Source organism: Leisingera sp. ANG-M1, assembly GCF_000813745.1.
Classification (GTDB): domain Bacteria; phylum Pseudomonadota; class Alphaproteobacteria; order Rhodobacterales; family Rhodobacteraceae; genus Leisingera.
On sequence record NZ_JWLC01000002.1, the window covers coordinates 31,046 to 54,015 of the forward strand.

Below are 22,970 nucleotides of genomic sequence, written 5' to 3' on the forward strand. Positions count from 1 at the left end.
GCGGGGGCAGCGCCCCCTCCATGCTCTATTCCTTCCCCGACCGCCATTCCTTCCACATCAGGTAGGTATTGGCCCCCAGCGAGGCAAAAGGCTCCAGCGGCAGTTTCGGCGGTTCCGGCTGAGCCAGGAAATGGCTGGCAATCTCTGATCCCCCCTGAACAACCAGGTCTGCAGCGCCGATCCCCTGCAAGGTGCCGCGGGCGACGCCAAGGCCGTTCTGGCAGCAGGCGGAATAGACGCCCTGGTCCAGCTCGCCAAAGGCCGCAGACCCGTTGCGGCTGAGGCAGAGCATGCCGGCCCAGCGGTGCTCCATCTGCACATCGCCCATATGCGGGAACCGCTCCTTGAACTTGCGGTCATGCACCCAAGCAGCGTTGCGCAGCCGCATTGTGCTGGTTTCGATCGTCGGGTGGAAGCTCGAGCAGGTGCGGACCAGGATCCGGTCGCCGTAAGAACCGGAAATCCGCCGCACCGAGGTGCCCATTGGATCCGCCGGCGTCACCGACCAGCGGGCCTCGCCGCCCAGGCGCTGGACTTGCTCCGGCGTCAGCCGTTCGGTCATCGAGGCATAAAGGCAGATATGCATCAGACGGCGCTGGTAAAAGCCGAAGCTTTCCAGGTGGCCGTTGTTGGCCAGGATGATCGACCCGGTGGTGATACGCCCCTTCAGGCTTTTCACCACCCAGCCGTTGCCCTGTTTTTCAAAGCCGGTGACCGGGGAATTCTCGAACACGCTGATCTGCCCGGCCAAATGCGCCGACAAGGCGCGGATATAGGCGGCGGGCTGGATCATCACCGTGCCTGGTGCATAAAGGCCCGAGGTGTAATGCGGGCAGCCGGTCAGCTCTTGCATCTCCGCTTTGGAATAAAGCGTATGCGGCTCGCCCAGCCGCTCCAGATAGGCGGCAAAATCGCGGTTGTGCCTGTCGCCTGCGCGGGTCGCAGCGGCGTTGATCTTGCCGGCCTGGTCGAACATCTCCTGCGGCAGGGCGCCGTCTTCGGCCACGCCCTTGGCAAAGGCAATGGCCTTGCGGTTCATGGCAATGGCAGCCCGGTCCGCTTCCAGCGCGTCGCCTGCGTAATTGTCGGACGCAAGATCATGCGGCAGGTCGATCATGAAGCCGGAATTGCGCCCGGCCGAGCTTTCGGCAAAAGGACCTGCCTCCAGCACCGCCACCTTCAGCGACGGGTCAAGCTGATGCAGCCGCCGTGCCGCCGTCAGCCCGGCAAACCCGCCGCCGATGACAGTGACATCGGCGGTGAGATCATGGTCCAGCACCGGCAACGGGTCCTGCGGCGGCAGGATGGCATTCCATCCCGCCGCGCCGGTCTGCCGGGGCAGTCTTTTGGCGTCGTAGCGGCTCAATCCACGGCCTCGTCAGCGTCGTCGGCCAAGTCGATCCAGATGGTTTTCAGCTGGGTGTACTGGTCGTGGGCATGGACTGAGTTGTCGCGGCCGCCAAAGCCCGACTGCTTGAAGCCGCCGAACGGGGTGGAGATGTCACCTTCACCAAAGCTGTTCACCGTCACGGTGCCTGCGCGCAGTTGGCGGGCGCCTCGGATGGCGCGTTTGGCATTGGCGGTGAAGATCGACGCGCAGAGGCCGTACTCGGTGTCATTGCCGACCCGGATCGCCTCGTCAAAGCCGGACACCTCAATCACCGACAGCACCGGACCAAAGATCTCTTCGCGCGCCAAGAGGGCGTTGTTGTCCTCGACTTCAACCACAGTGGCCTCGACAAAACCGGCCTCGGCCTTGCCGCCGATCACCACGTTTTCTGCCTTCTCCAGATAAGAGCAAACCTTGGTGTAATGGCCTTCGCTGACCAGGGCGCCCATGCGGGTTTCCGGGTGCAGCGGGTCGCCGATGTTCCACTGTTTGGCGTGATGCGTGATGCGCTCCAGCAGTTCCGCCTTGACGTCCTTGTGAACGATCAGGCGCGAGGAGGCAGAGCAATTCTCGCCCATGTTCCAGAAAGCGCCGTTGACCAGATGCTGGGCCACGCGGTCCAGGTTTTCGGCGTCGTCCATGACGATGGCGGGGTTCTTGCCGCCCATCTCCAGAACCACTTCCTTGGCGTTGCTTTCCGCGGAATAGGTCAGGAACTTCTTGCCGGTCACGGTGGAGCCGGTGAAGGAGACCATGTCGATGTCCATGTGGCGGCCAATCGGCTCGCCCACGTCACCGCCGCCGCCAGGCACGATGTTCAGAACACCGGCCGGAACGCCGGCTTCTGCCGCCAGTTCTGCCACCCGCAGCGCGGTCAGTGTGGTTTCCTTCGCCGGTTTCACCACCAGCGAGCAGCCTGCCGCCAGCGCCGGGCCGATCTTCCAGGCCAGCATCAGGAGCGGGAAGTTCCAGGGCAGCACCAGGCCAACCACGCCAATCGGTTCGCGCACTACCATGGCGATGTGGTCGTCAGACGCCGGCGCCACTTGGTCGTAAATTTTGTCGATCGCCTCGGCGTGCCATTTCAGGCAGTGGATGGTCTCCGGCACATCGACGGTTTCGCAGTCATAGATCGTCTTGCCGCTGTCGATGCTTTCCATCACCGCCAGTTCGCGCGCATTGCGGGTCATCAGCTTGCACAGGCGGATCAGCACGTCCTTGCGCTCGGACGGGTGCAGTTTCGACCAGCGGCCGTCGTCAAAGGACTCGCGCGCCTTCTCCACCGCAAAATCCACGTCCTCGGCACCGCAGGCCGCAATATCGGCCACCTTTTCGCCAGTCGCCGGGTTCAGGGTCTCAAATGTCTTGCCCGAGGCCGCGGGGCAGAACTTGCCGTCGATGAAAGCCGCCGTCGGCAGATCCAGGCCGGCCGCGATGGATTTGTATTCGTCATGAGTAAGCAGCGACATGGATCAGCCCTCCGCCTGGATATCTGCGATTTTCTGTTTCAGCACCCGCACAACCTGTTCCAGCGCGCGTTTGTCGTCCTTGTTCAGCCCGGTCAGCGGCGCCCGCATGGCGCCTGCGTCAAAGCCGTTCATGGTGACGCCGTGCTTGATGGTCTGGATGAACTTGCCGCCCTGTTCCAGCACCCGCATAAGCGGCAGCATCGCCGACATGATCCGGCGGCCCTTGGAGAAGTTGCCCTCGACAACGCAGGCATTGTACAGCGCCACATGCTCTTCCGGCAGGAAGTTCGACCCGCCGCAGACCCAGAAAGGCGCGCCCCAGGCAAAGAATTCCAGCGCCTGGTCGTCCATGCCGCAGCCCAGCTGGATATGCGGATAGTCGCGGGCCAGCAGGTGCACCCGGTTAATATCGCCCGAGCTTTCCTTGATGCCGCAGAAATTGCGCGAGCGGCAGACCCGGTCCAGGAACTCCTCGCCCATCATGGTGCCAGTGCGGTGCGGATAGTTATACAGCATCACCGGCAGATCGGCCGCCTTGTCGATGGCCAGCGCATTCAGCGCGTTTTCGCGGTCGGTCGGAACCGAATAAGCGGGGCTCGCAAGTAGGATGCTTTCGGCGCCCAGCTTGGCGGCGCCTTCGGCCAGAGCAATCGAGTCCGGCGTGCGCATGGCGCCGGTGCCGACCACTAGCGGCAGCTTGCTGTGCTCGCGGGTGAAGCGGGCCAGCTCCAGCCGTTCCTCAACGGTCTGGGCATAGTTCTCGCCGGTCGAACCGCCGGAGATCAGGCCGTGCACGCCGCTCTTGATCAGATAGTCGATCACTTGGGCCAGGGCGTCCCAGTTGACGCTGCCGTCCTCGTGATAGGGCGTCACCACAGGGGTGTAGATCCCTTCAAACTTGAAAATAGGGGTCATCTGCGTCCTCATGCAGGGGTTTTTCGCGCCACCGTCCCCAGCGGCAGGTCAAGCCCGGCGGGCATGACAAACAGCTCGATCTGATCGCGCGACAGGTTCCAATGGTCGATCGCCAATTGCCCCGCCGCCGCCTCGTCGCCGGCCTCGATGGCGGCGATGATATCGTCGTGCTGGGAACTGGCCTCGCCCAGGTTCTCCGCCATTTGGCGGTCCTGGGGGCGGTAGAAAGTCATGCCGATGCGGGCATGATCAATCAGCAGGCGCTGAAAGGACGGGGCGAGATAGATGTTGTCGGCCATCTCGCCGGTGATCTCGTGAAAGCGGTTGTTGGCCATCGCCCGGTCGGCACCCGAGCCGGTGCGCAGCGCCGCCTTGAAGGCCTCCTGCGCCTCCTTCAGCTCGGCAATCTGCGCCTCGGTCGCGTTCTTTGCCGCCAGCTGCAGCACCGCGCCATACATCATCGGCGCTGCCAGGAAGAAGTCCCGCAGGGTCATATGCGACATCTCGCTGACCCGTGCCCCGCGGTTTTCCCGCAGATCGACATAGCCCTCTCCCGCCAGCTGGCGCAGCACTTCGCGCAGCGGCGTGCGGGACAATTCGAACTCTTCCGACAACCTCGATTCGTCGAGATCTGCGCCCGGCCGCAAGGCAAGCGTCATGATGGCCGTTTTCAGATGGCCATACAGCTCTGCTTTCCTGCGCTTAGACGCGTCCTTCATTCCAGTCTCCATCGTTGCATTTGAACCTGTTTGGCCAAGATGGCGCGGCTCAGCAGGTTCGGCAACCTCATTGCTCATTTTGTGTTAGGAGAAAATACAATTTGTGTACAGAGAAAAAATATGCAGTATGCACGAAATGTTTTCGGAGGGGAGAAACCGGTGACGACGCATACAGAAGAGGCCGTGATCGACTGCCGCAATCTGTGGAAGATCTTTGGCCGCCGCGCAGATGAGGCGATGAAAGCCGTTAAGGAACAGGGGCTTGGAAAGCTGGAAGTGCGCGACCGCTTTGACTGCGTCGTTGGGGTGCAGGATGCGACCTTCACCGTCGGCCGCGGCGAGATCTTCTGCATCATGGGGCTGTCGGGTTCCGGCAAATCAACTTTGATTCGCCACGTGAACCGCTTGATCGAGCCCACTTCCGGCCAGCTGTTCATCGAAGGCCAGGACGTCAATCAGCTGTCCGCGAAAGACTTGCGCGAGGTGCGGGCCGAGAAAATCGGCATGGTGTTCCAGAATATGGCGCTGATGCCGCACCGTACCGTGCTGGATAACGTCTCCTTCAGCCAGGAGGTGCGCGGCCACGATCCGAAGGAACGCCGCGAAAACGCCATGCGCGCCATCGACGCTGTGGACCTGAACGGCTGGGATCAGAAATACCCCGATGAACTCTCAGGCGGTATGCAGCAGCGCGTCGGCCTCGCCCGCGCCATCGCCGCAGATCCTTCGATCCTTCTGATGGACGAACCCTTCTCGGCGCTGGACCCGCTGATCCGCCGCCAGCTGCAGGACAAGTTCATGTCGCTCAGCGCTGAAATGAAGAAAACCACCCTCTTCATCACCCACGACCTGGACGAGGCGATCCGCATCGGCGACCGCATCGCCATCATGAAAGACGGCGCCCTGGTGCAGGTCGGCACGCCCGAGGACATCGTGACCAATCCGGCCGACGACTATGTCGCCGACTTTGTGGCGGGCATCTCCAAGCTCGAACTGATCTCCGCTGCCAAGATCATGACCCCGGTCGAGCAGTTCGAGCAGATGAACGGCCCCGCCAATACCGACAGCTGGCCCGAGGCGCACCCGGATCATTCGCTGGACGATCTGGTCAACCTCTCCATCGCCACCCAGCACCCGGTGGTGGTCAAGGCCGATGGCAAACCCATCGGCATCGTCACCAAAAACGCCTTGCTGCGCGGCATCCAGGGCGATGTCGAAGATGCAGCCAGCCTGAAGCACTGAGGAGACGGGACAATGGCAGACAAAGAATTCAGCATTCTCGACCCGTTTTCCTCGGTTGATCTAGGGCTGGCGGAATCGGCAGACGGCGTGAAGCAATGGGCGATTGCCAACCGCGGCATCATCCAGCCGATCAAGAAGTTCTTCAACGAGATGATTGTCGGCATCGACACTGCGCTCAATGCAGTGCCGCCGCTGATCATGCTGGTGATCCTGATCCTGATCGCCTGGCAGGCCGCCGGCCGCCGGGTGGCGATCCTGGTCGGCGTCGCGATGTTCGCGCTTGGCTTCCTGTCGCCAAACGCCTGGGGGCTGGCGATGACCACGCTGGCGATTGTGGTCTCGGCGGTGATCCTCTGTTTCATCATCGGCCTGCCGCTGGGGATCCTGGCGGGCAAAAATGACCGGTTCGAGACCGCCATGCGCCCGGTGCTCGACACCATGCAGACTATCCCGGCCTTTGTGTACCTGGTGCCGGTGGTGATGCTCATCGGCATCGGCAATGTCTCCGGCGTGATCGTGACGATCATCTTTGCGCTGCCGCCGCTGATCCGCCTGACCTCGCTGGGCATCCGCGGCGTGAATCCCTCAGTGGTCGAGGCCGCGCGCGCCTTTGGCGCCAACCCCCGCCAGATCCTGTTCAAGGTTGAGCTGCCGCTGGCCACCCCCACCATCCTGGCCGGCGTCAACCAGACCATCATGCTGTCGCTGTCGATGGTGGTGATTGCCTCGATGATCTCGGTCAAAGGCCTGGGCAACGAAGTGCTGCGCGCCATGGGCCGCCTGGATGCGGGCAAGGCGCTGGTCGGCGGCCTTGGCATCGTGATCCTGGCGATTGTTCTGGACCGCATCACCCAGGGCATGGGCCAGTCGGGCCGCGAACGCGGCCACCGCCATTGGTGGCAGGGCGGCCCTGTGGGCGCGGTGCTGCGCCTGGCGGGCAAGGCCTGACCGGCAAGACCTAACTTTCTCTTTCATCTGAACACCCAAGGGAGGACTCATACATGTTCAGAAAGACCGCACTGGCTGCGCTGGCAGCTTCGACCATGCTGGCAGGCGCTGCGTTTGCTGCAGACAACCCCGGCGAAGGCGTCACCGTGCGCCCGGTGATCCAGCCGACCGTCGAGGAATTCTTCCAGGCCCGCATCGTGTTCCAGGCGCTCCGCGACCTCGGCTATGATGTGGCCGAGCCGGAAGAAGTGCTGGCCCAGACCATGCACCTGGCCCTGGGCACCGGCGACGCGGACTTCACCACCGCCTCCTGGAACAAGCTGCATGACAACTTCTTTCAGGAATCCGGCGGCGATGACGTGCTGGAGAAAGTCGGCCACCTGATCGACGGCGCGCTGCAGGGCTATCTGGTGAACAAGGCGGCTTATGACGCCGGCGTTCAAAACCTGGGTGATCTCAAGGACCCGTCCAAGGCGGCAATGTTCGACGCTGACGGCGACGGCAAGGCCGATCTGGCCGGCTGTGTGCCCGGCTGGGGCTGCGAGCGTGTGATCGAGCATCAGCTGACCGAATTCGGCCTGCGCGACACCGTGAACCACAACCAGGGTGAGTATAACGCCATCATCGCCGACACCATCGCCCGCAACGCAGGCGGTGAAAACGTGCTGTACTACACTTGGACCCCCTATTGGGTCTCTGGTGCGCTGGTGCCGGGTGAAGACGTGGAATTCCTGGCTGTGCCGTACTCCTCGCTGCCCGATGGCGCGACTGCCGAGACCACCTTCAACGGCAAGGACCTGGGCTTTGCGGTCGACAGCATCCGCATTGTCGCCACCGATGAGTTCCTGGACGCCAACCCGGCAGCTGCAAAGCTGTTCGAAGTGGCCCAGATCAGTATTAACGACGTCTCCATCCAGAACAAGAAAGTTGCAGACGGCGAGGACAGCTCGGACGACATCGACCGTCATGTGGCCGAATGGATCGACGCCAACCGCGCCGCCTATGACGGATGGCTGGACGCCGCCCGCGCCGCAGCCAAGTAATAGGGGATAAACCCGACTCATTGGACTGCGCGGGGCATCCCTCCGCGCAGTCCGCTTCATTTTTGGGGGCACGCCATGGCCAAGACACAGCATTTTGCCTTTCTCCTCGTCGAGGAATTCTCCCATCTAGCCTTCTCTTGCGCGGTGGAGCCTTTGCGCATTGCCAACCTGGTGAGCGGCAAGGATCTTTACGATTGGTCCTTCGGGTCGGAGAACGGCGAGCACGCGGTTTGTTCCAACGGTTCGGTGACCCTGGTGCACTACGGTTTTGACGCGATCCCGAAATGCGACCAGCTGTTTGCCCTTTCAGGCATCCACATGCGCAACCATGTGACCAAACCCTTGCTGGCAGCTTTGCGCCGCGAAAAGGCACGCGGCATTTCCGTTGGCGCACTGTGTTCCGGCGCCTGGGTGCTGGCTGAGGCCGGGTTCCTGGATGGCATGCAGGCGGCGATCCATTGGGAATACCACGACAGCTTTATGGAAGCCTTTCCCGAGGTGAATCTGGTGCGCAGCGTCTTTGTCGCGGATGAAAAACACATGACCGCCTCCGGAGGAACGGCAACGGCTGACTTGATGCTGCATCTAATCGAGCGCGAGCACGGTTATGACCTTGCCGTCGCGGTGGCGGATCAGATGGTCTATAACGCGGTGCGCAACGCAACGGCCGAGCAGAAGGTCTCGCTGCAATCGCGCAACGGCATGCGCAACACCCATCTGGCCCGCGCCATCCAGATGATGCACGACCATATCAGCGACCCGATCTCGCCCACCGTGATTGCCGAGGACATCGGCATCTCCACCCGCCAGCTGGAGCGGCTGTTCGGCAAGTACCTGAACACTTCGCCCAAGAAATACTTCATGGAGATGCGCCTGGAACGCGCCCGCAACCTGCTGATCCAAACCGAGTCGTCAGTGACAGAAGTGGCTCTGGCCTGCGGGTTCGACAGCCCTGGCCATTTCTCCCGTGTCTACCGGGCAGCCTTTAATGTGACGCCCATGCTGCAGCGCGGCCGGATCAGCTGAGAGGGCAGACCAGGTTGAAAAGGGCTGGTCAGCAAAGCTGCATTTCCCATATTGAAATGAAGCCCGTTCATCCCAGCTACAGGCCAGGAGCCGCAGATGTCCCGCCGCCACTACAACCTGCCGCCGCTCACCACGCTTGCCGCATTTGAGGCCGCTGCCCGGCATCTGAGCTTCAAGAACGCCGCCCAGGAGCTCTCCGTCACCCCCGGCGCCGTCAGCCACCAGGTCAAGGCGCTGGAGGCAGAGCTGCAGGTGCCGCTGTTCCAGCGCAAGCACCGCGGGGTTGAGCTGACCGAAGAAGGCGAAGCTCTGTTTGAAACCCTGGCGACCTCGTTCTCGAAAATCTCGCTCAGCCTCAAAACCATCCGCGACCGCCATACCGGCGACACTGTGACCATCGGCTCCACCTCTGCCGTGGCCTCGCTTTGGCTGTCGCCCTCGGTGGTGCGATTCTGGCGCCAGCACCCAGACGTGAACGTCAACCAGATCGTCCAGGACCGGCTGTTCCGCAGCATGCCCGACGTGGATTTCTATATTCGCTACGGACGCGAACGCGACACCCGCCTGCAACAGACCGAGCTCTACCGCGACCACCTAGTGCCGGTCGGCAATGCGGAACTGGCCGAAAGACTCACCGGCTGCCCGCTGGAGGAACTGGCGCAGCAGCGGCTGCTGCATCTGGAATCCGACGACAAGAGCTGGACCACCTGGGCCGACTGGTTCCAGCAGCTGGGCTATGACGGCCCGATTGCGCCGGGCGTGCGCGTTAACAACTACTCGGTTGCGCTGCAGGCAGCCCAGGACGGAGTCGGGCTGGCGCTCGGATGGCAGCGCCTGCTGAACCCGCTCCTGACCACCGGCCAGCTGGTGCCGATCGGCCCCCATGTGCTGGCGGCGCCGCATGGATTTCATCTGGTCGGCCGGGCCGATGCCGAACTGTCGGATGCTGCCCGCTCCCTGCGGGACTGGGTGATTGGCGAGGTCAACCAAGCCTCGGGTGAATCCAGTTAAGCCAAACGCGAAAATTCCTGATATTGAGGGAATCCGCGCCCTCACGTCTAACACTCCAAACGCGCCAGATATTTCCCAGCTTTGGAGAACCCCAGATGAACAAGCACGACACGCTTGCCCCGGTGATGGCTCCGGTCAACGTTGCAAACGGCCTGCCGAACGCCCATTACATCGATCCCGCCGTCTTTGCCGAAGAGAAACGCTCGGTTCTGTTCAAGAACTGGTCGGGCATCGGCTTTGGCAAGGACGTGCCGGAGCCGGGCTATGCCAAACCGGTGGATTTCCTCGGCATGCCGCTGTTGATCGTGCGCGACAAGGACGGCGAGATCGGGGTCTTTCAGAACACCTGCCGCCACCGCGGCATGATCCTGGTCGAGAAGGCTGGCAAGATCCGCGGTGCCATCCGCTGCGCTTACCACAGCTGGTGCTATGGGCTCGACGGCCGCCTGGTCTCGACCCCGCATGTCGGCGGCCCCGGCAACAACAAGCATGAAGACATCAAGCTGGACGAGCTGGGCCTGGTGCGCATCCGCTCCTACGTCTGGCGCGATGTGGTGTTTGTGAACGTCGACGGCACCGCGCCGGAATTCGAAGACGCCCATGCCACCCTGCTGGAGCGCTGGAAGGAATTCGAAACCCCGGTGCATCACGGCGGCGAAGGCTCCGGTTTCAAACTGGAAGTCAAAACCAACTGGAAACTGGCGGTCGAAAACTACTGCGAAAGCTACCACCTGCCGTGGGTGCACCCGGGCCTGAACAGCTACTCCCGCCTGGAAGACCACTACAACATCGAAGTGCCGGGCCACTACTCCGGCCAGGGCACTCTGGTCTACCGCCAGCTCAAGGGTGAAAACGGCGAGATCTTCCCGGATTTCGAAGGCCTCAGCAGCAAATGGGACGAGGGCGGCGAATACGTGGCCGTCTACCCGAACGTTCTCCTGGGCGTGCAGCGCGACCACGCCTTTGCGATCATCCTGGAGCCGGTCGATACCGAAAACACCGTCGAACACATTGAGCTCTATTATTCCAAATCTTCCGAGGACACGCCGGAGCTGGAAGCCCTGCGCGATGAGAACTCGAAGCTTTGGAAGACCGTGTTTGAGGAAGACGTCTTTGTGGTCGAAGGCATGCAGAAGGGCCGCCATGGCGAGCTGTTCGACGGCGGCCGCTTCTCCCCGGCGATGGACGGGCCGACCCACAACTTCCACGCTTGGGTGGCGGATCAAGTGACCAAAGGCCGCGAGGCATGAGTTCCTTTCTGAACGACGGGCTGGCCAGGAACTTCCTGGCCGGTGCCTGGGTTGAAGGCGACGGCGGCCAGCGCATGGCCGTCGAGGATCCCGGTAACGCCGAACATGTAGCTGATTGTGCGCTGGCCGGCGAAGAAAGCCTAGCCAAAGCCCTGGAAGCCGCCCGCGCCAGTTTCGAGCGCGGCGACCTGGCTGCGATGCAGCCTTCCAAGCGCGGCCAGCTGATGCAGCGCATCGCCGCGGAAATCCGCGGCATTGCCGATGAAGGCGCCGAGCTTCTGTGCCGGGAAAGCGGCAAGAGCCTCAGCGCCGCGCATGACGAGTTCGAAGAAGCCGCGCAGTATTTCGAATACTACGGCGGCATGGCCGACAAGATCGAAGGCAAGTCGATCCCGCTCGGCCCTGATTACGCTGATTTTACGGTCTATGAGCCCTATGGCGTCTCCGCCCAGGTCGTGCCCTGGAACTTCCCGGTGTCGATTGCCGCGCGCTCGCTGGCGCCGGCCATGGCGGCGGGCAACTCGGTGATCATTAAATCGCCCGAGCTCGACCCGATAGCGCTGGCGATGCTGGGCGTGGCACTGGAACGCGCCGATGTCCCCGCGGGGACAGTCTCCATTTTGAACGGCATCGGCGCAGACCTTGGCGCGCGGCTGGTGGAAAGCTCCGCCGTCGATCAGATCGTTTTTACCGGCTCGGTCCCAACCGGCCAGGCGATTCTGCGCGCCGCTGCCAACCCGGTGACGCCCGCGCTGATGGAGCTGGGCGGCAAATCCGCCGCGGTGGCGTTTGAGGACACCAACCTCGACGCGCTGATGTCCTCCCTGCAAAGCGGCATCTTCTATAACGCGGGTCAGGTTTGTTCCGCCATGTCGCGGGTGCTGGTGCACCGCTCGATCTACGAGGAAGCTGTCGAACGCGCTGCTGCGCTGGCCAATGGCCTGAGCGTCGGCCACGGGCTGGAAAACCCGGGACTCACCCCGGTGATCTCGGCACGGCAGCTCGACGGCATCGAAACCCTGACCGCCACGGCCCGCCAAAGCGGCGCGCGGGCGGCATCCGGCGGTGCCCGGCTGGAGCGCGAGGGCTACTTCATGGCGCCGACCATCCTGGCCGATGTGGACCCTGCGTCCCGTGTTGCACAGGAAGAGATCTTTGGTCCGGTCACCTGCTTCACGCCCTTCGACACCGAAGCCGAAGCGATTGCCATGGCCAACGGCACCGAGTTCGGTCTGGTTGCCGGTGTCTTCACCCGGGACCTTGCACGGGCGCATCGCGTTGCAAACCGTCTGCGTGCCGGGCAGGTCTTTGTGAACGAATGGTTCGCGGGCGGCATCTCAACGCCGTTCGGCGGGGTCGGCAAGTCGGGCTTTGGCCGCGAAAAGGGACTGGAGGCGCTCTATAACTATGTGCGCACCAAGAACATCGCGATCTCGCTGAAGGGCTGAGCCATGGACCGCGACGACCTCGATCGCGCGCTGCTGAAGGCGCATGAGGACAACGACCACGCCGAGCTGGTCCGGCTGTACACCCTGGCCGGCGACCGGGCCGAAGAAGCGGGCGACATCGATGCCGCCTGTTTCTTTCTGACCCACGCCTTTGTCTTCGCGCTGGAGGCCGGGCTTCCGGACGCTAAAGAGCTGAACCGCCGTCTGGCGGAGCGGGGCCGCGCGCACCCGCTGGAGCTCTGACACATGTTTCAGGCCATTGTCCCCGCGGGGACAGCGGTCTGTTTTGGCCGGCAGGGGAGGGCCGGCCAATCTAATTTCCAAAGGGAGAAAACCTATGATCCCCAGCAAAATGGCAGCGGTCCTGCTGACCGGCCACGGCGGTATCGAAAAACTGGACTACCGCACCGACGTTGACGTGCCGCAGCCCGGCCCCGGCGAGGTGCTGATCCGCGTCGCGGCGGCAGGCATCAACAACACCGACATCAACACCCGCATCGGCTGGTACTCCAAGGCGGTGGAAGCCGACACCAACGCCGGCGGCGCCTCCGGGTTTGACGGCGTCAACGATGACGACGCCAGCTGGTCCGGCAAGCCGCTGGAGTTTCCCCGCATTCAAGGCGCAGATGCCTGCGGCCATATCGCCGCTGTGGGCGAAGGCGTCGACGCCTCCCGTATCGGTGAGCGGGTTCTGGTGCGCAACATGTTAAGGACCTATGTGGACTACCGCCCCTATGAGTGCTGGACCTTCGGCAGTGAATGCGACGGCGGTTTTGCCCAGTTCGCAGTGGCACCCGCGCGCGAAACCCATGCGGTGAACTGCGATTGGTCGGATGCGGAGCTGGCCTCTATCCCTTGTGCCTACTCTACGGCTGAGAACATGCTGCACCGGGTTGGCCTGGGTGCCGAGACCGTTCTGATCTCGGGTGCTTCCGGCGGTGTCGGATCGGCCGCCGTGCAACTGGCAAAACGCCGGGGTGCGACCGTGATTGCACTTTCCTCTGCCGCAAAGGCGGATGAGGTGCTGGCGCTTGGCGCCGACCGCGTTGTCGATCGCAATGCCGATCTGGTCAAGGAACTGGGCGAGGGCTCCGTCGACGTGGTGGTCGATCTGGTGGCCGGGCCGCAGTGGCCGTCGTTCATGGATGTGCTGCGCCGCGGCGGGCGCTACACAACCGCCGGCGCCATCGCCGGGCCGATCAGTGAGATTGACGTGCGCACGCTTTACCTTAAGGACCTGACCTTGATGGGCTGCACCTTCCAGGAGGATGAGGTGTTCGCCAATCTGATCTCCTACATAGAAGCGGATGAAATCCGCCCGCTGGTCGCCAAGACCTATCCGCTCAGCGAGATTGCCACCGCGCAGGAGGATTTCCTGAGCAAGAAGCACACCGGCAAGCTGGTGCTGATGATCCCGGAGGTCCAATCGTGAAGATCAAGAAGATCGAGCTCTATCAGCTGGATCTGCCCTATTCGGGCGGTGTCTACATGCTGTCGGGCGGGCGCGAATACCGCAGCTTTGATGCGTCTTTTGTGCGCATCACCACCGATACCGGCCTTGAGGGCTGGGGTGAGAGCACGCCGTTCGGCTCCACTTATATTGCGTCCCATGCCTTGGGCACCCGCGCCGGGATTGCTGAGATTGCACCGTACCTGCTGGGCCGCGACCCGCGGCAGATGGACCGGATCAACGAAGCAATGGACGAGGCGCTGGTGGGCCACAACCACGCCAAGTCAGCGATTGACCTTGCGTGCTGGGACCTGTTCGGCAAATCGGTGAACATGCCGGTTTGCGAATTGCTGGGCGGCTCCACCGGGAAACGCCTGCCGGTGATTTCCTCGATCTACGCAGGCACGCCGGAAGACATGCGCGCCCGCGTCGCACAGCACCGCGAGATGGGCTATCTGGGCCATTCAGTGAAGATCGGCGCGCTGGACAGCGAGGGCGGACCGGCGCTGGATGCCGAGCGCATCCGCGCGTCGCTGGCCGACCGGCAGCCGGGCGAGTTCTTCCTGGTCGATGCCAATGGCGGGCTGACGCCGGAAACCGCGCTGCGCATGCTGCGGATGCTGCCCGAGGGCTTGGACTTTGTTCTGGAGGCGCCCTGCAAAACCTGGCGCGAGACCATGTCGCTGCGCAAGCGCTGCAACGTGCCGATCATTCTGGACGAGCTGGTGCAGCAGGACGAGGACATTGCGCTGATGCTGGCCGAGGATGTGGCCGACGGTATCGGCCTCAAGATCTCCAAGGCTGGCGGGCTGACCCATGGCCGGCGGCACCGGGACATGTGCCTGGCCTCCGGCGCCACGGTCAGCGTGCAGGATACGGTTGGGTCGGTCATCGCGTTCTCGGCAATTGCGCATCTGGGCGCCACCGTGCCGGAGCGCTCCCTGCGCTGTATTCTGGACTGCCGCGATATGGTGACGCTGAAGACGGCGGAGTTCGATGCGCCGGTGAAGAATGGCGGCGTGCTGGTGCCGGATGCGCCGGGCCTGGGCATCACCGTCGACCGCGATCTGATGGACGCGCCGCAGGCGGTCTGGGAACTGTAACGCCGCCTCGGAAACCGGCGCCTGTCGCGAATCATATTCCGGGCGTCGCTTGCGTTAGCGCCATCAAACTTACCCGCCCCGGCAGACCCAGGTTTGCCGGGGCGTTTTGTCCACAGGCCCGAGCTTTGGTTGCCGGTTCCGCGGCCCGGATCTGACGTATTAACAGGCCCCGGATGCGGCATTCTGGCTTAGAAGCTGCGATCACGAAGGAATTTACCCGGCAGGCGGGGAGGCGGCCTTGCCATTCGGCGGCAAATTTGATTCGAGTGCGCCGGATCAAACAAGGCCGGACCCGGCTGGCAAAGAGTCAAAAGCGACCGCTAACCTGCGTTTTCTTTGTCTCCGCCGCCGGAAACAGATAAGAACCGCCACGGGAATCGGCCTCGGAAGGACGTAGCGCAATATGAAAACATTTAACTTGAGGAAGGGGCTGGATCTGCCGGTGACAGGCGCACCGGAACAGACCATTCACCCCGGCCCGGCCATCACTTCGGTGGCGGTGCTGGGCCCCGACTATCTGGGCCTGAAACCCCGCATGCTGGTGCAGGAAGGCGAGGAGGTCAAACGCGGCACTCCGCTGTTCTGCCACAAAGATGCCGAAGCCGCGATGATGGTGGCGCCGATGACCGGTAAGGTCGTGGCGATCAACCGCGGCGCCCGCCGGGTTCTGCAGAGCGTGGTGATCGAGATTTCGGACGCCGAGGACAAGGGCATCGATTTCTCGGGTGTTGGCAACGCCGATACCGCCGAAGGGCTGGCCGAGAAGCTTTGCGCGGCTGGTCTGTGGACCTCCTTCCGCACCCGTCCCTATTCCAAGATGCCGGTGCCGGGCTCCAAGCCGGGCGCGATCTTTGTCACCGCGATGGACAGCGAGCCGCTGGCCGCGGATGCCGCACTGATCATCAACGACGCTGCTGAGGCGTTCGAGGCCGGCCTGAAGGCGCTGACCCTGCTGACCGAGGGCACCACTTACCTGTGCCAGAAAACCGGCGACAGCATTCCGGGCGCGAACCTGGCCGGGGTTGAGGCGGCAGGTTTCTCCGGTCCGCATCCTTCGGGCCTGGCCGGCACCCACATCCACTTCCTGAACCCGGTGCGCGCCGAGGATCAGGTCTGGACGATTTCCTATCAGGATGTGATCGCCATTGGCCGTCTGCTGCAGACCGGTCATCTGGACCCTTCCGTCGTGGTTGCGCTGGCCGGTCCCGCTGCGCGGTCCCCGCGTCTGGTGCGCACCGTGATGGGCGCCTCCACCGATGAGCTGACCCGCGGCGAGATTGCCGAAGACGGCCCCGTCCGTGTGATCTCCGGTTCGATCCTGTCGGGCCGCCAGGCCGCAGGCCCGATTGCCTTCCTCGGCCGGTTTGCGCGTCAGGTTGCGCTGATCAAAGAAGACCGCGAGCAGATCCCGCTGGGCTGGATCCGTCCGATGGGCAGCAAATACGCTGTGCAGCCGGTGCTGGGCTCGGCCCTGACCAGCAAATTGTTCGGCCTGACCAGCAATCTCAACGGCGGCCGCCGCGCCATGGTGCCCACCGGCACGTTTGAGCAGCTGATGCCGCAGGACTACCTGCCGACGCAACTGCTGCGCGCACTGCTGGTGATGGACACCGACACCGCACAGGCACTGGGTGCGCTGGAGCTGGACGAAGAGGACATGGGCCTCGTCGGCTTTGCCTGCCCGGCCAAATACGAATACGGGCTGGCGCTGCGCGACTGCCTGGCCAAGATTGAAAAGGAGGGCTGAGCCGGATGGGATTGCGCAGCTTCTTTGACAGGATCGAGCCCCATTTCGAGAAGGGCGGCAAGTACGAGAAGTACTTCCCCATCTACGAGATGGTCGAGTCCTTCCTGTATACCCCGAAAACCGTCACCACCGTGGCCCCGCATGCCCGCTCTTATGTGGATATGAAGCGGATCATGACCTACGTGGTGCTGGCGACCATTCCCTGCATCCTGTGGGGCATGTGGAACACCGGCTATCAGGCGAACTCGGCGATTGCCGCGCTGGGTGCTGATGCGGCCACCGGCTGGCGGATTGCCATTCTGAACACGCTGGGTGTGTCGCTGGATGCGGCCAACCCGCTGGCGAATATTGCCCATGGTTTCCTGTATTTCCTGCCGATCTACATCGTGACGCTGGTTGCGGGCGGCATCTTTGAAGTCATCTTTGCCACCGTGCGCGGCCATGAAGTCAACGAGGGCTTCCTGGTCACCTCGATGCTTTACACCCTGATCATGCCGGCTTCGACGCCGCTGTGGCAGGTGGCGCTTGGCATTATCTTTGGCGTGGTGATCGGCAAGGAAGTTTTTGGCGGCACCGGCAAGAACTTCCTGAACCCGGCCCTCACTGGCCGTGCGTTCCTGTACTTTGCCTATCCCGCCAACATGTCGGGCGACTCTGTCTGGACTCCGGTTGACGGCTTCTCCGGCGCGACTGCGCTGGGTGTCTCCGCAGCTGAAGGCGTGCAGGCGCTGGCCGCTAAAGGCATCGAATGGTCCGATGCGTTTTATGGCACCATCCAGGGCAGCTTCGGCGAAACTTCGACCCTGGCCTGTGCCATAGGTCTGCTGTTCCTGCTGGCGACCAAGATTGCCAACTGGCGCCTGATCGTTGGCTGCCTGGGCGGCATGATTGCCTTCTCGCTGCTGCTGAACGTCATCGGCTCTGACACCAACCCGATGTTTGCGATGCCTTGGTACTGGCACTTGGTGCTGGGCGGCTATGCCTTTGGCCTGGTGTTCATGGTGACCGAGCCGGTTTCGGCGTCGCACACCAACGTTGGCCGCTACATCTATGGCGCGCTGATCGGTGTGATGGTGGTGCTGATCCGGGTGCTGAACCCGGCCTTCCCCGAAGGCATGATGCTGGCCATCCTGTTCGGCAACGTTTTTGCACCGCTGATCGACTATTTCGTCGTGCAGGCAAACATCAAACGGAGGGCGCGCCGCCATGGCTGAGACCCAAAGCAAAGGCCTGATCGGCCGCTTCCTCGCCGCGTCCCCGGACTCGGTCGGCAAGACCCTGGTGATCGCGGTCGGCGTCTGCCTGCTGGCCTCGATGATCGTGTCCACCGCCGCCGTGTCCCTGCGCCCGGTGCAGGAGATCAACAAGAAACTCGACAAGCAGCTGAACGTTTTGCAGGTGGCGGGCCTTTACCAGCCCGGCCAGGATGTGGCCGAAGCCTTCAAAGCGTTTGAGCCGCAGGTGCTGGATCTTGAGACCGGCCAGTTCACCGACCAGTTCGACGCTGCCAGCTTTGACGACCGCGCTGCCGCGCAGGACCCGGAGCTGAGCCGCGCACTGGACGTGGATCCCGCGGGCATTGGCCGCCAGTCGCGTTACAAGACCGTTTATCTGCTGCGTGACGAAGCCGGCGAATTGGACAAGGTGATCCTGCCGATCCACGGCTATGGCCTGTGGTCGACCCTCTATGGCTTCATCGCGGTTGAGGAAAACGGCAACGACATCTTTGGCCTGCAGTTCTATCAGCACGGCGAAACCCCGGGCCTGGGTGCCGAGGTGGACAACCCGCGCTGGAAGTCGCTGTGGAGCGGCAAGAAACTGCATGACGCCGAAGGCACCCTGCAGATCACCGTTGCCAAGGCACAAGGTCCGGCCGGACCTGACCACCACATCGATGCGCTGGCCGGTGCCACGCTGACGTCGGTGGGTGTCGATAACCTGGTGAAATTCTGGATGGGCGAAGAAGGCTACGCACCCTTCATCGCAGCCCTGCAAGCGGGAGAGTTCTGATGGCGCAGACCAAGAAAGAAATGCTGGTCGACCCATTGGTCGACAACAACCCGATCACGCTGCAGGTTCTGGGCATCTGCTCGGCGCTGGCGGTGACCTCTTCGCTGCAGGTGGCATTTGTGATGACCCTGGCGGTGACCTTTGTGACCGCGTTCTCGTCGATGTTCATCTCGATCCTGCGCAACCAGATCCCCTCGTCGATCCGGATTATCGTGCAGATGGTGATCATCGCCTCGCTGGTGATCCTGGTGGACCAGGTGCTGAAGGCTTATGCCTTTGAGATCTCGAAAACCCTGTCGGTATTCGTCGGCCTGATCATCACCAACTGTATCGTGATGGGCCGTGCCGAAGCGTTTGCCATGAGCAACCCGCCGGTCGCCTCTTTCATCGACGGCATCGGCAACGGTCTGGGCTATGGCCTGATCCTGATGCTGGTGGGCGTGATCCGCGAGCTGTTCGGCTCCGGCTCCCTGTTCGGCATCACCATCCTGGAAACCGTGAACAACGGCGGCTGGTATGTCCCGAACGGCATGTTGCTGCTGCCGCCCTCGGCCTTCTTTGTCATCGGCCTGCTGATCTGGGCGTTCCGCACCTGGAAGCCGAAGCAGGTGGAAGAGCGTGAATATAAAATCCAGACTGTGGGAGGCCACTGATGGAAGGGCTGATTTCACTCGCCGTTAAGGCCATCTTTGTCGAGAACCTCGCGCTCTCCTTCTTCCTGGGCATGTGTACCTTCATCGCGGTGTCCAAGAAGATCTCCACCGCGCTGGGTCTGGGGATTTCGGTGATGCTGGTGCAGGCCATTACTGTGCCGACCAACAACCTGCTGCTGACCTACCTGCTGAAGCCGGGCGCGCTGGCCTGGGCGGGCTTCCCGGATGTGGATCTGACCTTCCTTGGCCTGATCTCCTATATCGGGGTGATTGCGGCGATGGTGCAGATCCTGGAGATGATCCTCGATAAGTATTTCCCGCCGCTTTACAACGCACTGGGGGTCTTCCTGCCGCTGATCACGGTGAACTGCGCGATCCTTGGCGGTTCGCTGTTCATGGTGGAGCGCGACTATAACTTTGCGGAAGCAACAACTTACGGCCTCTCCTCCGGCTTTGGCTGGGCGCTGGCGATCACCGCAATGGCGGGCGTGCGCGAGAAGCTGAAGTATTCCGACGTGCCGGACGGCCTGCAGGGCCTGGGCATCACCTTTATCACCGCGGGTCTGATGGCGATGGCCTTCATGTCCTTCAGCGGCGTCAAACTGTAAGGAGAGCGCGGAAACATGGAAACTTTCTCGCTCGGCGTTGTCCTGTTCACGTTGATCGTGCTGGCGCTGGTGGCCATTATTCTGGCCGCCCGCTCCCGCCTGGTCTCGACCGGCAATGTCAACATCACCATCAACGGTGAAAAAACCATCTCGGTGCCTGCAGGCGGCAAGCTGCTGCAGACGCTGGCAGCCGAAAAACTGTTCGTCCCCTCCGCATGCGGCGGCGGCGGCACCTGTGCCCAGTGCCGGGTGCGTGTGCATTCCGGCGGCGGCTCGATCCTGCCGACCGAAGAAAGCCACATCACCAAGCGCGAGGCGTCCTGCGGCGACCGCCTGTCCTGTCAGGTTGCGGTCAAGCAGGACATGGAAGTCGAAGTTCCCGAGGAAGTCTTCGGCGTCAAGAAATGGCGCTGCAAGGTGCGCTCGAACGACAACGTGGCCACCTTCATCAAGGCGCTGGTTCTGGAACTGCCGGAAGGCGAAGACGTGAACTTCCGCGCCGGCGGCTACATCCAGATCGAGGCGCCCGCGCACCAGCTGGCCTACACCGATTTCGACGTGCAGGAAGAGTACCGCGAGGACTGGGACCGCTTTAACCTGTGGCAGTACAAGTCCGTTGTGGATGAGCCGGTTGAGCGTGCCTATTCGATGGCCAACTACCCGGACGAAAAGGGTATCATCATGCTGAACGTCCGCGTCGCCTCGCCGCCGCCGGGTTCCAGCGACATTCCGGCCGGCAAGATGTCGTCCTACATCTTCAACCTGAAGCCGGGTGATGAAGTCACCATCTCGGGCCCGTTCGGCGAATTCTTTGCCCGCGAGACCCAGAAGGAAATGGTCTTCATCGGCGGTGGTGCAGGCATGGCGCCGATGCGCAGCCACATCTTCGACCAGCTGAAGCGTCTGCAGAACCGCGACCGCAAGATCAGCTTCTGGTACGGCGCGCGCTCGAAGAAAGAGATGTTCTTTGTCGAAGACTTCGACCAGCTGGCCGAGGAGTTCGACAACTTCGAATGGCACGTCGCGTTGTCCGATGCGCAGCCAGAGGATGACTGGAAAGGCTACACCGGCTTTATTCACAACGTTCTGTTCGAGGAATACCTCAAGAACCACCCGGCGCCGGAAGACTGCGAGTTCTACATGTGCGGCCCGCCGATCATGAACCAGTCGGTGATCAACATGCTGCTGGATCTGGGCGTGGACCGCGAGGACATCATGCTGGATGACTTCGGCGGCTGAGCCCGGACGACAGGACAACAAAGAAGCCCGCGCTGTTTTCGCAGCGTGGGCTTTTTCTTTTTAATCCATTCAGTCCGGTTAATTTTCACGGTGAGCGGCTGCCCGGGTGGGCGCGGTACGCGCCCGCCGTGGGGCGGGCAGGCGCGTGCCCGCCGCTGGCGCGACGGGCGTTGATGATACTGGAGCGTTGCTGGCTCTAAAGGATGAGCGGGTTATTCCGCCTTCATCTCGGTGCTGATGCGGATGGTGATCGGGCCGGTGGAGAAGCCGCCGACGCCAAACGCCTGGTGGTCGATGGTGGTAGAGGCTTCAAACGCCGCCCAATCACCTTGGTAGTACTCGATCACGCCGCCCAGCGGATGCGGGCCGAAGTGGGTCATGGTGGTCTCCAGTACAACTGGATGGGTGGTGCCGTGAATGGTCAGGTCGCCGGTCACATTGGCGGTCTTGTCGCCGGTCTTCTCGATGCCGGTGCTGACAAAGGTGATTTCCGGGTAGGTTTCTACTTCCAGGAAGTCGGCGCTGGAGAGGTGGTCATCCAGCGGGCCGAAACCTGTAGCCAGGCTTTTGGCGTTGATGGTTACATTCAGTGAGGCCGCTTCCGGGTTTTCCGGATCAATGTCCAGGGTGCCGGTGGCTTCGGTGAATTCGCCGCTCTGGACTGAAACGCCGGCGTGGCTCCAGCTGAACTGGACCTCGGTATGGCCCTGGTCGGTTTTGTAGGTAGTTGCAAAGGCGGCGGGCGCTGCAAGCAGGGCTGCAGTTGCAAGCGAGGCAATCTTGATCATCATGACGGTATCCCTGTCTGATTTCAGTCTTGGTGCAAATGTGAAGTTCGGGGATCGTTGAACGTATTGAACCCGGGATAGATGCTATGGCATGTATTTCCGGGTATCCACTGGAAACTCTTCAGCACGCCTGCACACTCACTCATATGTGAACGCACATGACACCAAACAAACACGAGACCAGAATCTGGGTTCTGCTGAACCGCGCCTACCGCCAGACCCACCGGGAGATGGAGGCGGAGCTGCGCGCAGCAGGGCTGCCCAGCCTGCGCTGGTATGATGTGCTGTGGGGCATCGAGATGTCCGGCGGCGGCGGAGTGCGTGCTTTTGAACTGACGAAGAACCTGCTGTTTGAGCAATCCAACCTGTCGCGCATCCTGGCGCAGATGGCGAAACAGGGGCTGATCCGGGAAACGGTCTGCGAGCAGGACCGGCGCAGCAAGGTGCTGCACATCACGCCGGAAGGGGCGGCGCTGCGGTTGAAGATGTGGGCGATTTACGGCCCGGCCATCAAGCGCAACATGGCGGCGCTGGCCGGAACAGAGGAATTGCCGGAGTTTTTGGAGATCCTGCAGGAGACAGGCGGCGGGCCGTTTCCCTGATGGCCGGAGGCCGGGCATTGCTTCGAGCCATTTTGCACTAAGGGCGGTCGATACAGGCTGCGGTTCCGCGGAACTGCTAAAGAAAACTGGGGCACTTTGGGACACCGCCTGAAACCAGGCCCGGTGAGGTGTGCCGGGAAGTTCCGTGGCAGATTTGTATTTCTGTTCTTGGGGCCGCATGCGCCTGCAGCACGGGCAAGGCCTCTGGGGCAGCAGATCGTATGAGGGCTCCCGCGCCTGAAGTTGTCCCCTGCGGGGCCAAATTACAGCCTTGGGCGCAGCGCCGTGCTCACGCACGCCGCAGGCCCG

At 62.5% G+C, this 22,970-nt stretch carries 22 protein-coding genes; 17 read left to right on the plus strand and 5 right to left on the minus strand.

Annotation, left to right across the window (positions count from 1 at the left end; genetic code table 11):
• Positions 1-25: 25 nt before the first annotated feature.
• From RA19_RS01060 to RA19_RS01075, 4 genes are read right to left on the minus strand one after another with little or no spacing between them, the layout of a single operon-like run.
• Positions 26-1,366: an NAD(P)/FAD-dependent oxidoreductase gene (locus RA19_RS01060; protein WP_039158760.1), complete on the minus strand. Its 1,341-nt coding sequence runs from the start codon at positions 1,364-1,366 to the stop codon at positions 26-28.
• Positions 1,363-2,859, minus strand: a complete 1,497-nt coding sequence (locus RA19_RS01065; protein WP_039158762.1) for an aldehyde dehydrogenase — start codon at positions 2,857-2,859, stop codon at positions 1,363-1,365. The genes RA19_RS01060 and RA19_RS01065 overlap by 4 nt, the downstream gene beginning before the upstream one ends.
• 3 nt (positions 2,860-2,862) lie before the next feature.
• Positions 2,863-3,774: a dihydrodipicolinate synthase family protein gene (locus tag RA19_RS01070; protein ID WP_039158764.1), complete on the minus strand. Its 912-nt coding sequence runs from the start codon at positions 3,772-3,774 to the stop codon at positions 2,863-2,865.
• Positions 3,775-3,782: 8 nt separating this feature from the next.
• On the minus strand, positions 3,783-4,493 hold the full coding sequence (locus RA19_RS01075; protein ID WP_039158766.1) for a GntR family transcriptional regulator: 711 nt from the start codon (positions 4,491-4,493) through the stop codon (positions 3,783-3,785).
• 159 nt (positions 4,494-4,652) lie between these two features.
• Here RA19_RS01075 and RA19_RS01080 point away from each other — a divergent pair, with 159 nt between their 5' ends.
• From RA19_RS01080 to nqrF, 16 genes are all read left to right on the plus strand, one after another.
• Complete coding sequence (locus RA19_RS01080) at positions 4,653-5,735, plus strand: quaternary amine ABC transporter ATP-binding protein (RefSeq protein ID WP_052261598.1); 1,083 nt, start codon at positions 4,653-4,655, stop codon at positions 5,733-5,735.
• A 12-nt stretch (positions 5,736-5,747) separates the two neighbouring features.
• Complete coding sequence (locus tag RA19_RS01085; protein WP_039158767.1) at positions 5,748-6,683, plus strand: ABC transporter permease; 936 nt, start codon at positions 5,748-5,750, stop codon at positions 6,681-6,683.
• A 53-nt stretch (positions 6,684-6,736) separates the two neighbouring features.
• Entirely contained in the window at positions 6,737-7,726 is a 990-nt protein-coding gene (gene proX / locus RA19_RS01090; protein WP_039158768.1) for a glycine betaine/L-proline ABC transporter substrate-binding protein ProX, read from the plus strand.
• Positions 7,727-7,801: 75 nt separating this feature from the next.
• Entirely contained in the window at positions 7,802-8,752 is a 951-nt protein-coding gene (locus RA19_RS01095; protein WP_039158770.1) for a GlxA family transcriptional regulator, read from the plus strand.
• A gap of 96 nt (positions 8,753-8,848) precedes the next feature.
• On the plus strand, positions 8,849-9,763 hold the full coding sequence (locus RA19_RS01100; protein WP_039158772.1) for a LysR substrate-binding domain-containing protein: 915 nt from the start codon (positions 8,849-8,851) through the stop codon (positions 9,761-9,763).
• 95 nt (positions 9,764-9,858) lie between these two features.
• Positions 9,859-11,013, plus strand: coding sequence for an aromatic ring-hydroxylating oxygenase subunit alpha (locus tag RA19_RS01105; RefSeq protein ID WP_039158773.1), 1,155 nt, complete (start codon positions 9,859-9,861; stop codon positions 11,011-11,013).
• On the plus strand, positions 11,010-12,461 hold the full coding sequence (locus RA19_RS01110; RefSeq protein ID WP_039158774.1) for an aldehyde dehydrogenase family protein: 1,452 nt from the start codon (positions 11,010-11,012) through the stop codon (positions 12,459-12,461). The genes RA19_RS01105 and RA19_RS01110 overlap by 4 nt, the downstream gene beginning before the upstream one ends.
• 3 nt (positions 12,462-12,464) lie before the next feature.
• The gene (locus tag RA19_RS01115; RefSeq protein ID WP_039158775.1) at positions 12,465-12,704 is read left to right on the plus strand and encodes a hypothetical protein; all 240 of its coding nucleotides are present in this window, start codon (positions 12,465-12,467) and stop codon (positions 12,702-12,704) included.
• A 94-nt stretch (positions 12,705-12,798) separates the two neighbouring features.
• Positions 12,799-13,893: an alcohol dehydrogenase family protein gene (locus RA19_RS01120; RefSeq protein ID WP_039158777.1), complete on the plus strand. Its 1,095-nt coding sequence runs from the start codon at positions 12,799-12,801 to the stop codon at positions 13,891-13,893.
• Positions 13,890-15,014 carry a mandelate racemase/muconate lactonizing enzyme family protein gene (locus RA19_RS01125; protein ID WP_039158779.1) on the plus strand — a complete coding sequence of 375 codons (1,125 nt, stop codon included), beginning with the start codon at positions 13,890-13,892 and terminating at the stop codon, positions 15,012-15,014. The genes RA19_RS01120 and RA19_RS01125 overlap by 4 nt, the downstream gene beginning before the upstream one ends.
• A gap of 403 nt (positions 15,015-15,417) precedes the next feature.
• Positions 15,418-16,761 carry a Na(+)-translocating NADH-quinone reductase subunit A gene (locus RA19_RS01130; RefSeq protein ID WP_039158781.1) on the plus strand — a complete coding sequence of 448 codons (1,344 nt, stop codon included), beginning with the start codon at positions 15,418-15,420 and terminating at the stop codon, positions 16,759-16,761.
• Between the two features lie 5 nt (positions 16,762-16,766).
• Positions 16,767-17,975 carry an NADH:ubiquinone reductase (Na(+)-transporting) subunit B gene (locus RA19_RS01135; protein ID WP_039158782.1) on the plus strand — a complete coding sequence of 403 codons (1,209 nt, stop codon included), beginning with the start codon at positions 16,767-16,769 and terminating at the stop codon, positions 17,973-17,975.
• On the plus strand, positions 17,968-18,771 hold the full coding sequence (locus RA19_RS01140; protein ID WP_039158784.1) for a Na(+)-translocating NADH-quinone reductase subunit C: 804 nt from the start codon (positions 17,968-17,970) through the stop codon (positions 18,769-18,771). Before RA19_RS01135 ends, RA19_RS01140 begins: the two co-directional genes overlap by 8 nt.
• On the plus strand, positions 18,771-19,424 hold the full coding sequence (locus RA19_RS01145) for an NADH:ubiquinone reductase (Na(+)-transporting) subunit D (RefSeq protein WP_039158786.1): 654 nt from the start codon (positions 18,771-18,773) through the stop codon (positions 19,422-19,424). Before RA19_RS01140 ends, RA19_RS01145 begins: the two co-directional genes overlap by 1 nt.
• On the plus strand, positions 19,424-20,032 hold the full coding sequence (nqrE, locus tag RA19_RS01150; protein ID WP_019296950.1) for an NADH:ubiquinone reductase (Na(+)-transporting) subunit E: 609 nt from the start codon (positions 19,424-19,426) through the stop codon (positions 20,030-20,032). The genes RA19_RS01145 and nqrE overlap by 1 nt, the downstream gene beginning before the upstream one ends.
• 15 nt (positions 20,033-20,047) lie before the next feature.
• Positions 20,048-21,271 (plus strand): NADH:ubiquinone reductase (Na(+)-transporting) subunit F, encoded by a 1,224-nt coding sequence (nqrF, locus tag RA19_RS01155; RefSeq protein ID WP_039158788.1) that lies wholly within the window; start codon positions 20,048-20,050, stop codon positions 21,269-21,271.
• A 212-nt stretch (positions 21,272-21,483) separates the two neighbouring features.
• On the opposite strand, the gene RA19_RS01160 is transcribed toward nqrF, so the two are convergent.
• The gene (locus RA19_RS01160; protein ID WP_039158790.1) at positions 21,484-22,062 is read right to left on the minus strand and encodes a YceI family protein; all 579 of its coding nucleotides are present in this window, start codon (positions 22,060-22,062) and stop codon (positions 21,484-21,486) included.
• A gap of 155 nt (positions 22,063-22,217) precedes the next feature.
• Here RA19_RS01160 and RA19_RS01165 point away from each other — a divergent pair, with 155 nt between their 5' ends.
• A complete protein-coding gene (locus RA19_RS01165; RefSeq protein WP_052261596.1) occupies positions 22,218-22,661 on the plus strand; it encodes a MarR family winged helix-turn-helix transcriptional regulator in 444 nt (147 codons plus the stop codon).
• The last annotated feature ends 309 nt before the right edge of the window (positions 22,662-22,970 follow it).

What these genes read in the sequence shown, in the direction of transcription:
- RA19_RS01075 (WP_039158766.1), bottom strand. Translation starts at nt 4,493, where the DNA reads ATGAAGGACGCGTCTAAGCGCAGGAAAGCAGAGCTGTATGGCCATCTG.
- RA19_RS01165 (WP_052261596.1), top strand. Translation starts at nt 22,218, where the DNA reads ATGACACCAAACAAACACGAGACCAGAATCTGGGTTCTGCTGAACCGC.
- proX (WP_039158768.1), top strand. Translation starts at nt 6,737, where the DNA reads ATGTTCAGAAAGACCGCACTGGCTGCGCTGGCAGCTTCGACCATGCTG.
- RA19_RS01110 (WP_039158774.1), top strand. Translation starts at nt 11,010, where the DNA reads ATGAGTTCCTTTCTGAACGACGGGCTGGCCAGGAACTTCCTGGCCGGT.
- RA19_RS01135 (WP_039158782.1), top strand. Translation starts at nt 16,767, where the DNA reads ATGGGATTGCGCAGCTTCTTTGACAGGATCGAGCCCCATTTCGAGAAG.
- RA19_RS01145 (WP_039158786.1), top strand. Translation starts at nt 18,771, where the DNA reads ATGGCGCAGACCAAGAAAGAAATGCTGGTCGACCCATTGGTCGACAAC.
- RA19_RS01065 (WP_039158762.1), bottom strand. Translation starts at nt 2,859, where the DNA reads ATGTCGCTGCTTACTCATGACGAATACAAATCCATCGCGGCCGGCCTG.
- RA19_RS01070 (WP_039158764.1), bottom strand. Translation starts at nt 3,774, where the DNA reads ATGACCCCTATTTTCAAGTTTGAAGGGATCTACACCCCTGTGGTGACG.
- RA19_RS01095 (WP_039158770.1), top strand. Translation starts at nt 7,802, where the DNA reads ATGGCCAAGACACAGCATTTTGCCTTTCTCCTCGTCGAGGAATTCTCC.
- RA19_RS01160 (WP_039158790.1), bottom strand. Translation starts at nt 22,062, where the DNA reads ATGATGATCAAGATTGCCTCGCTTGCAACTGCAGCCCTGCTTGCAGCG.
- nqrF (WP_039158788.1), top strand. Translation starts at nt 20,048, where the DNA reads ATGGAAACTTTCTCGCTCGGCGTTGTCCTGTTCACGTTGATCGTGCTG.
- RA19_RS01130 (WP_039158781.1), top strand. Translation starts at nt 15,418, where the DNA reads ATGAAAACATTTAACTTGAGGAAGGGGCTGGATCTGCCGGTGACAGGC.
- RA19_RS01140 (WP_039158784.1), top strand. Translation starts at nt 17,968, where the DNA reads ATGGCTGAGACCCAAAGCAAAGGCCTGATCGGCCGCTTCCTCGCCGCG.
- RA19_RS01085 (WP_039158767.1), top strand. Translation starts at nt 5,748, where the DNA reads ATGGCAGACAAAGAATTCAGCATTCTCGACCCGTTTTCCTCGGTTGAT.
- nqrE (WP_019296950.1), top strand. Translation starts at nt 19,424, where the DNA reads ATGGAAGGGCTGATTTCACTCGCCGTTAAGGCCATCTTTGTCGAGAAC.
- RA19_RS01100 (WP_039158772.1), top strand. Translation starts at nt 8,849, where the DNA reads ATGTCCCGCCGCCACTACAACCTGCCGCCGCTCACCACGCTTGCCGCA.
- RA19_RS01115 (WP_039158775.1), top strand. Translation starts at nt 12,465, where the DNA reads ATGGACCGCGACGACCTCGATCGCGCGCTGCTGAAGGCGCATGAGGAC.
- RA19_RS01105 (WP_039158773.1), top strand. Translation starts at nt 9,859, where the DNA reads ATGAACAAGCACGACACGCTTGCCCCGGTGATGGCTCCGGTCAACGTT.
- RA19_RS01120 (WP_039158777.1), top strand. Translation starts at nt 12,799, where the DNA reads ATGATCCCCAGCAAAATGGCAGCGGTCCTGCTGACCGGCCACGGCGGT.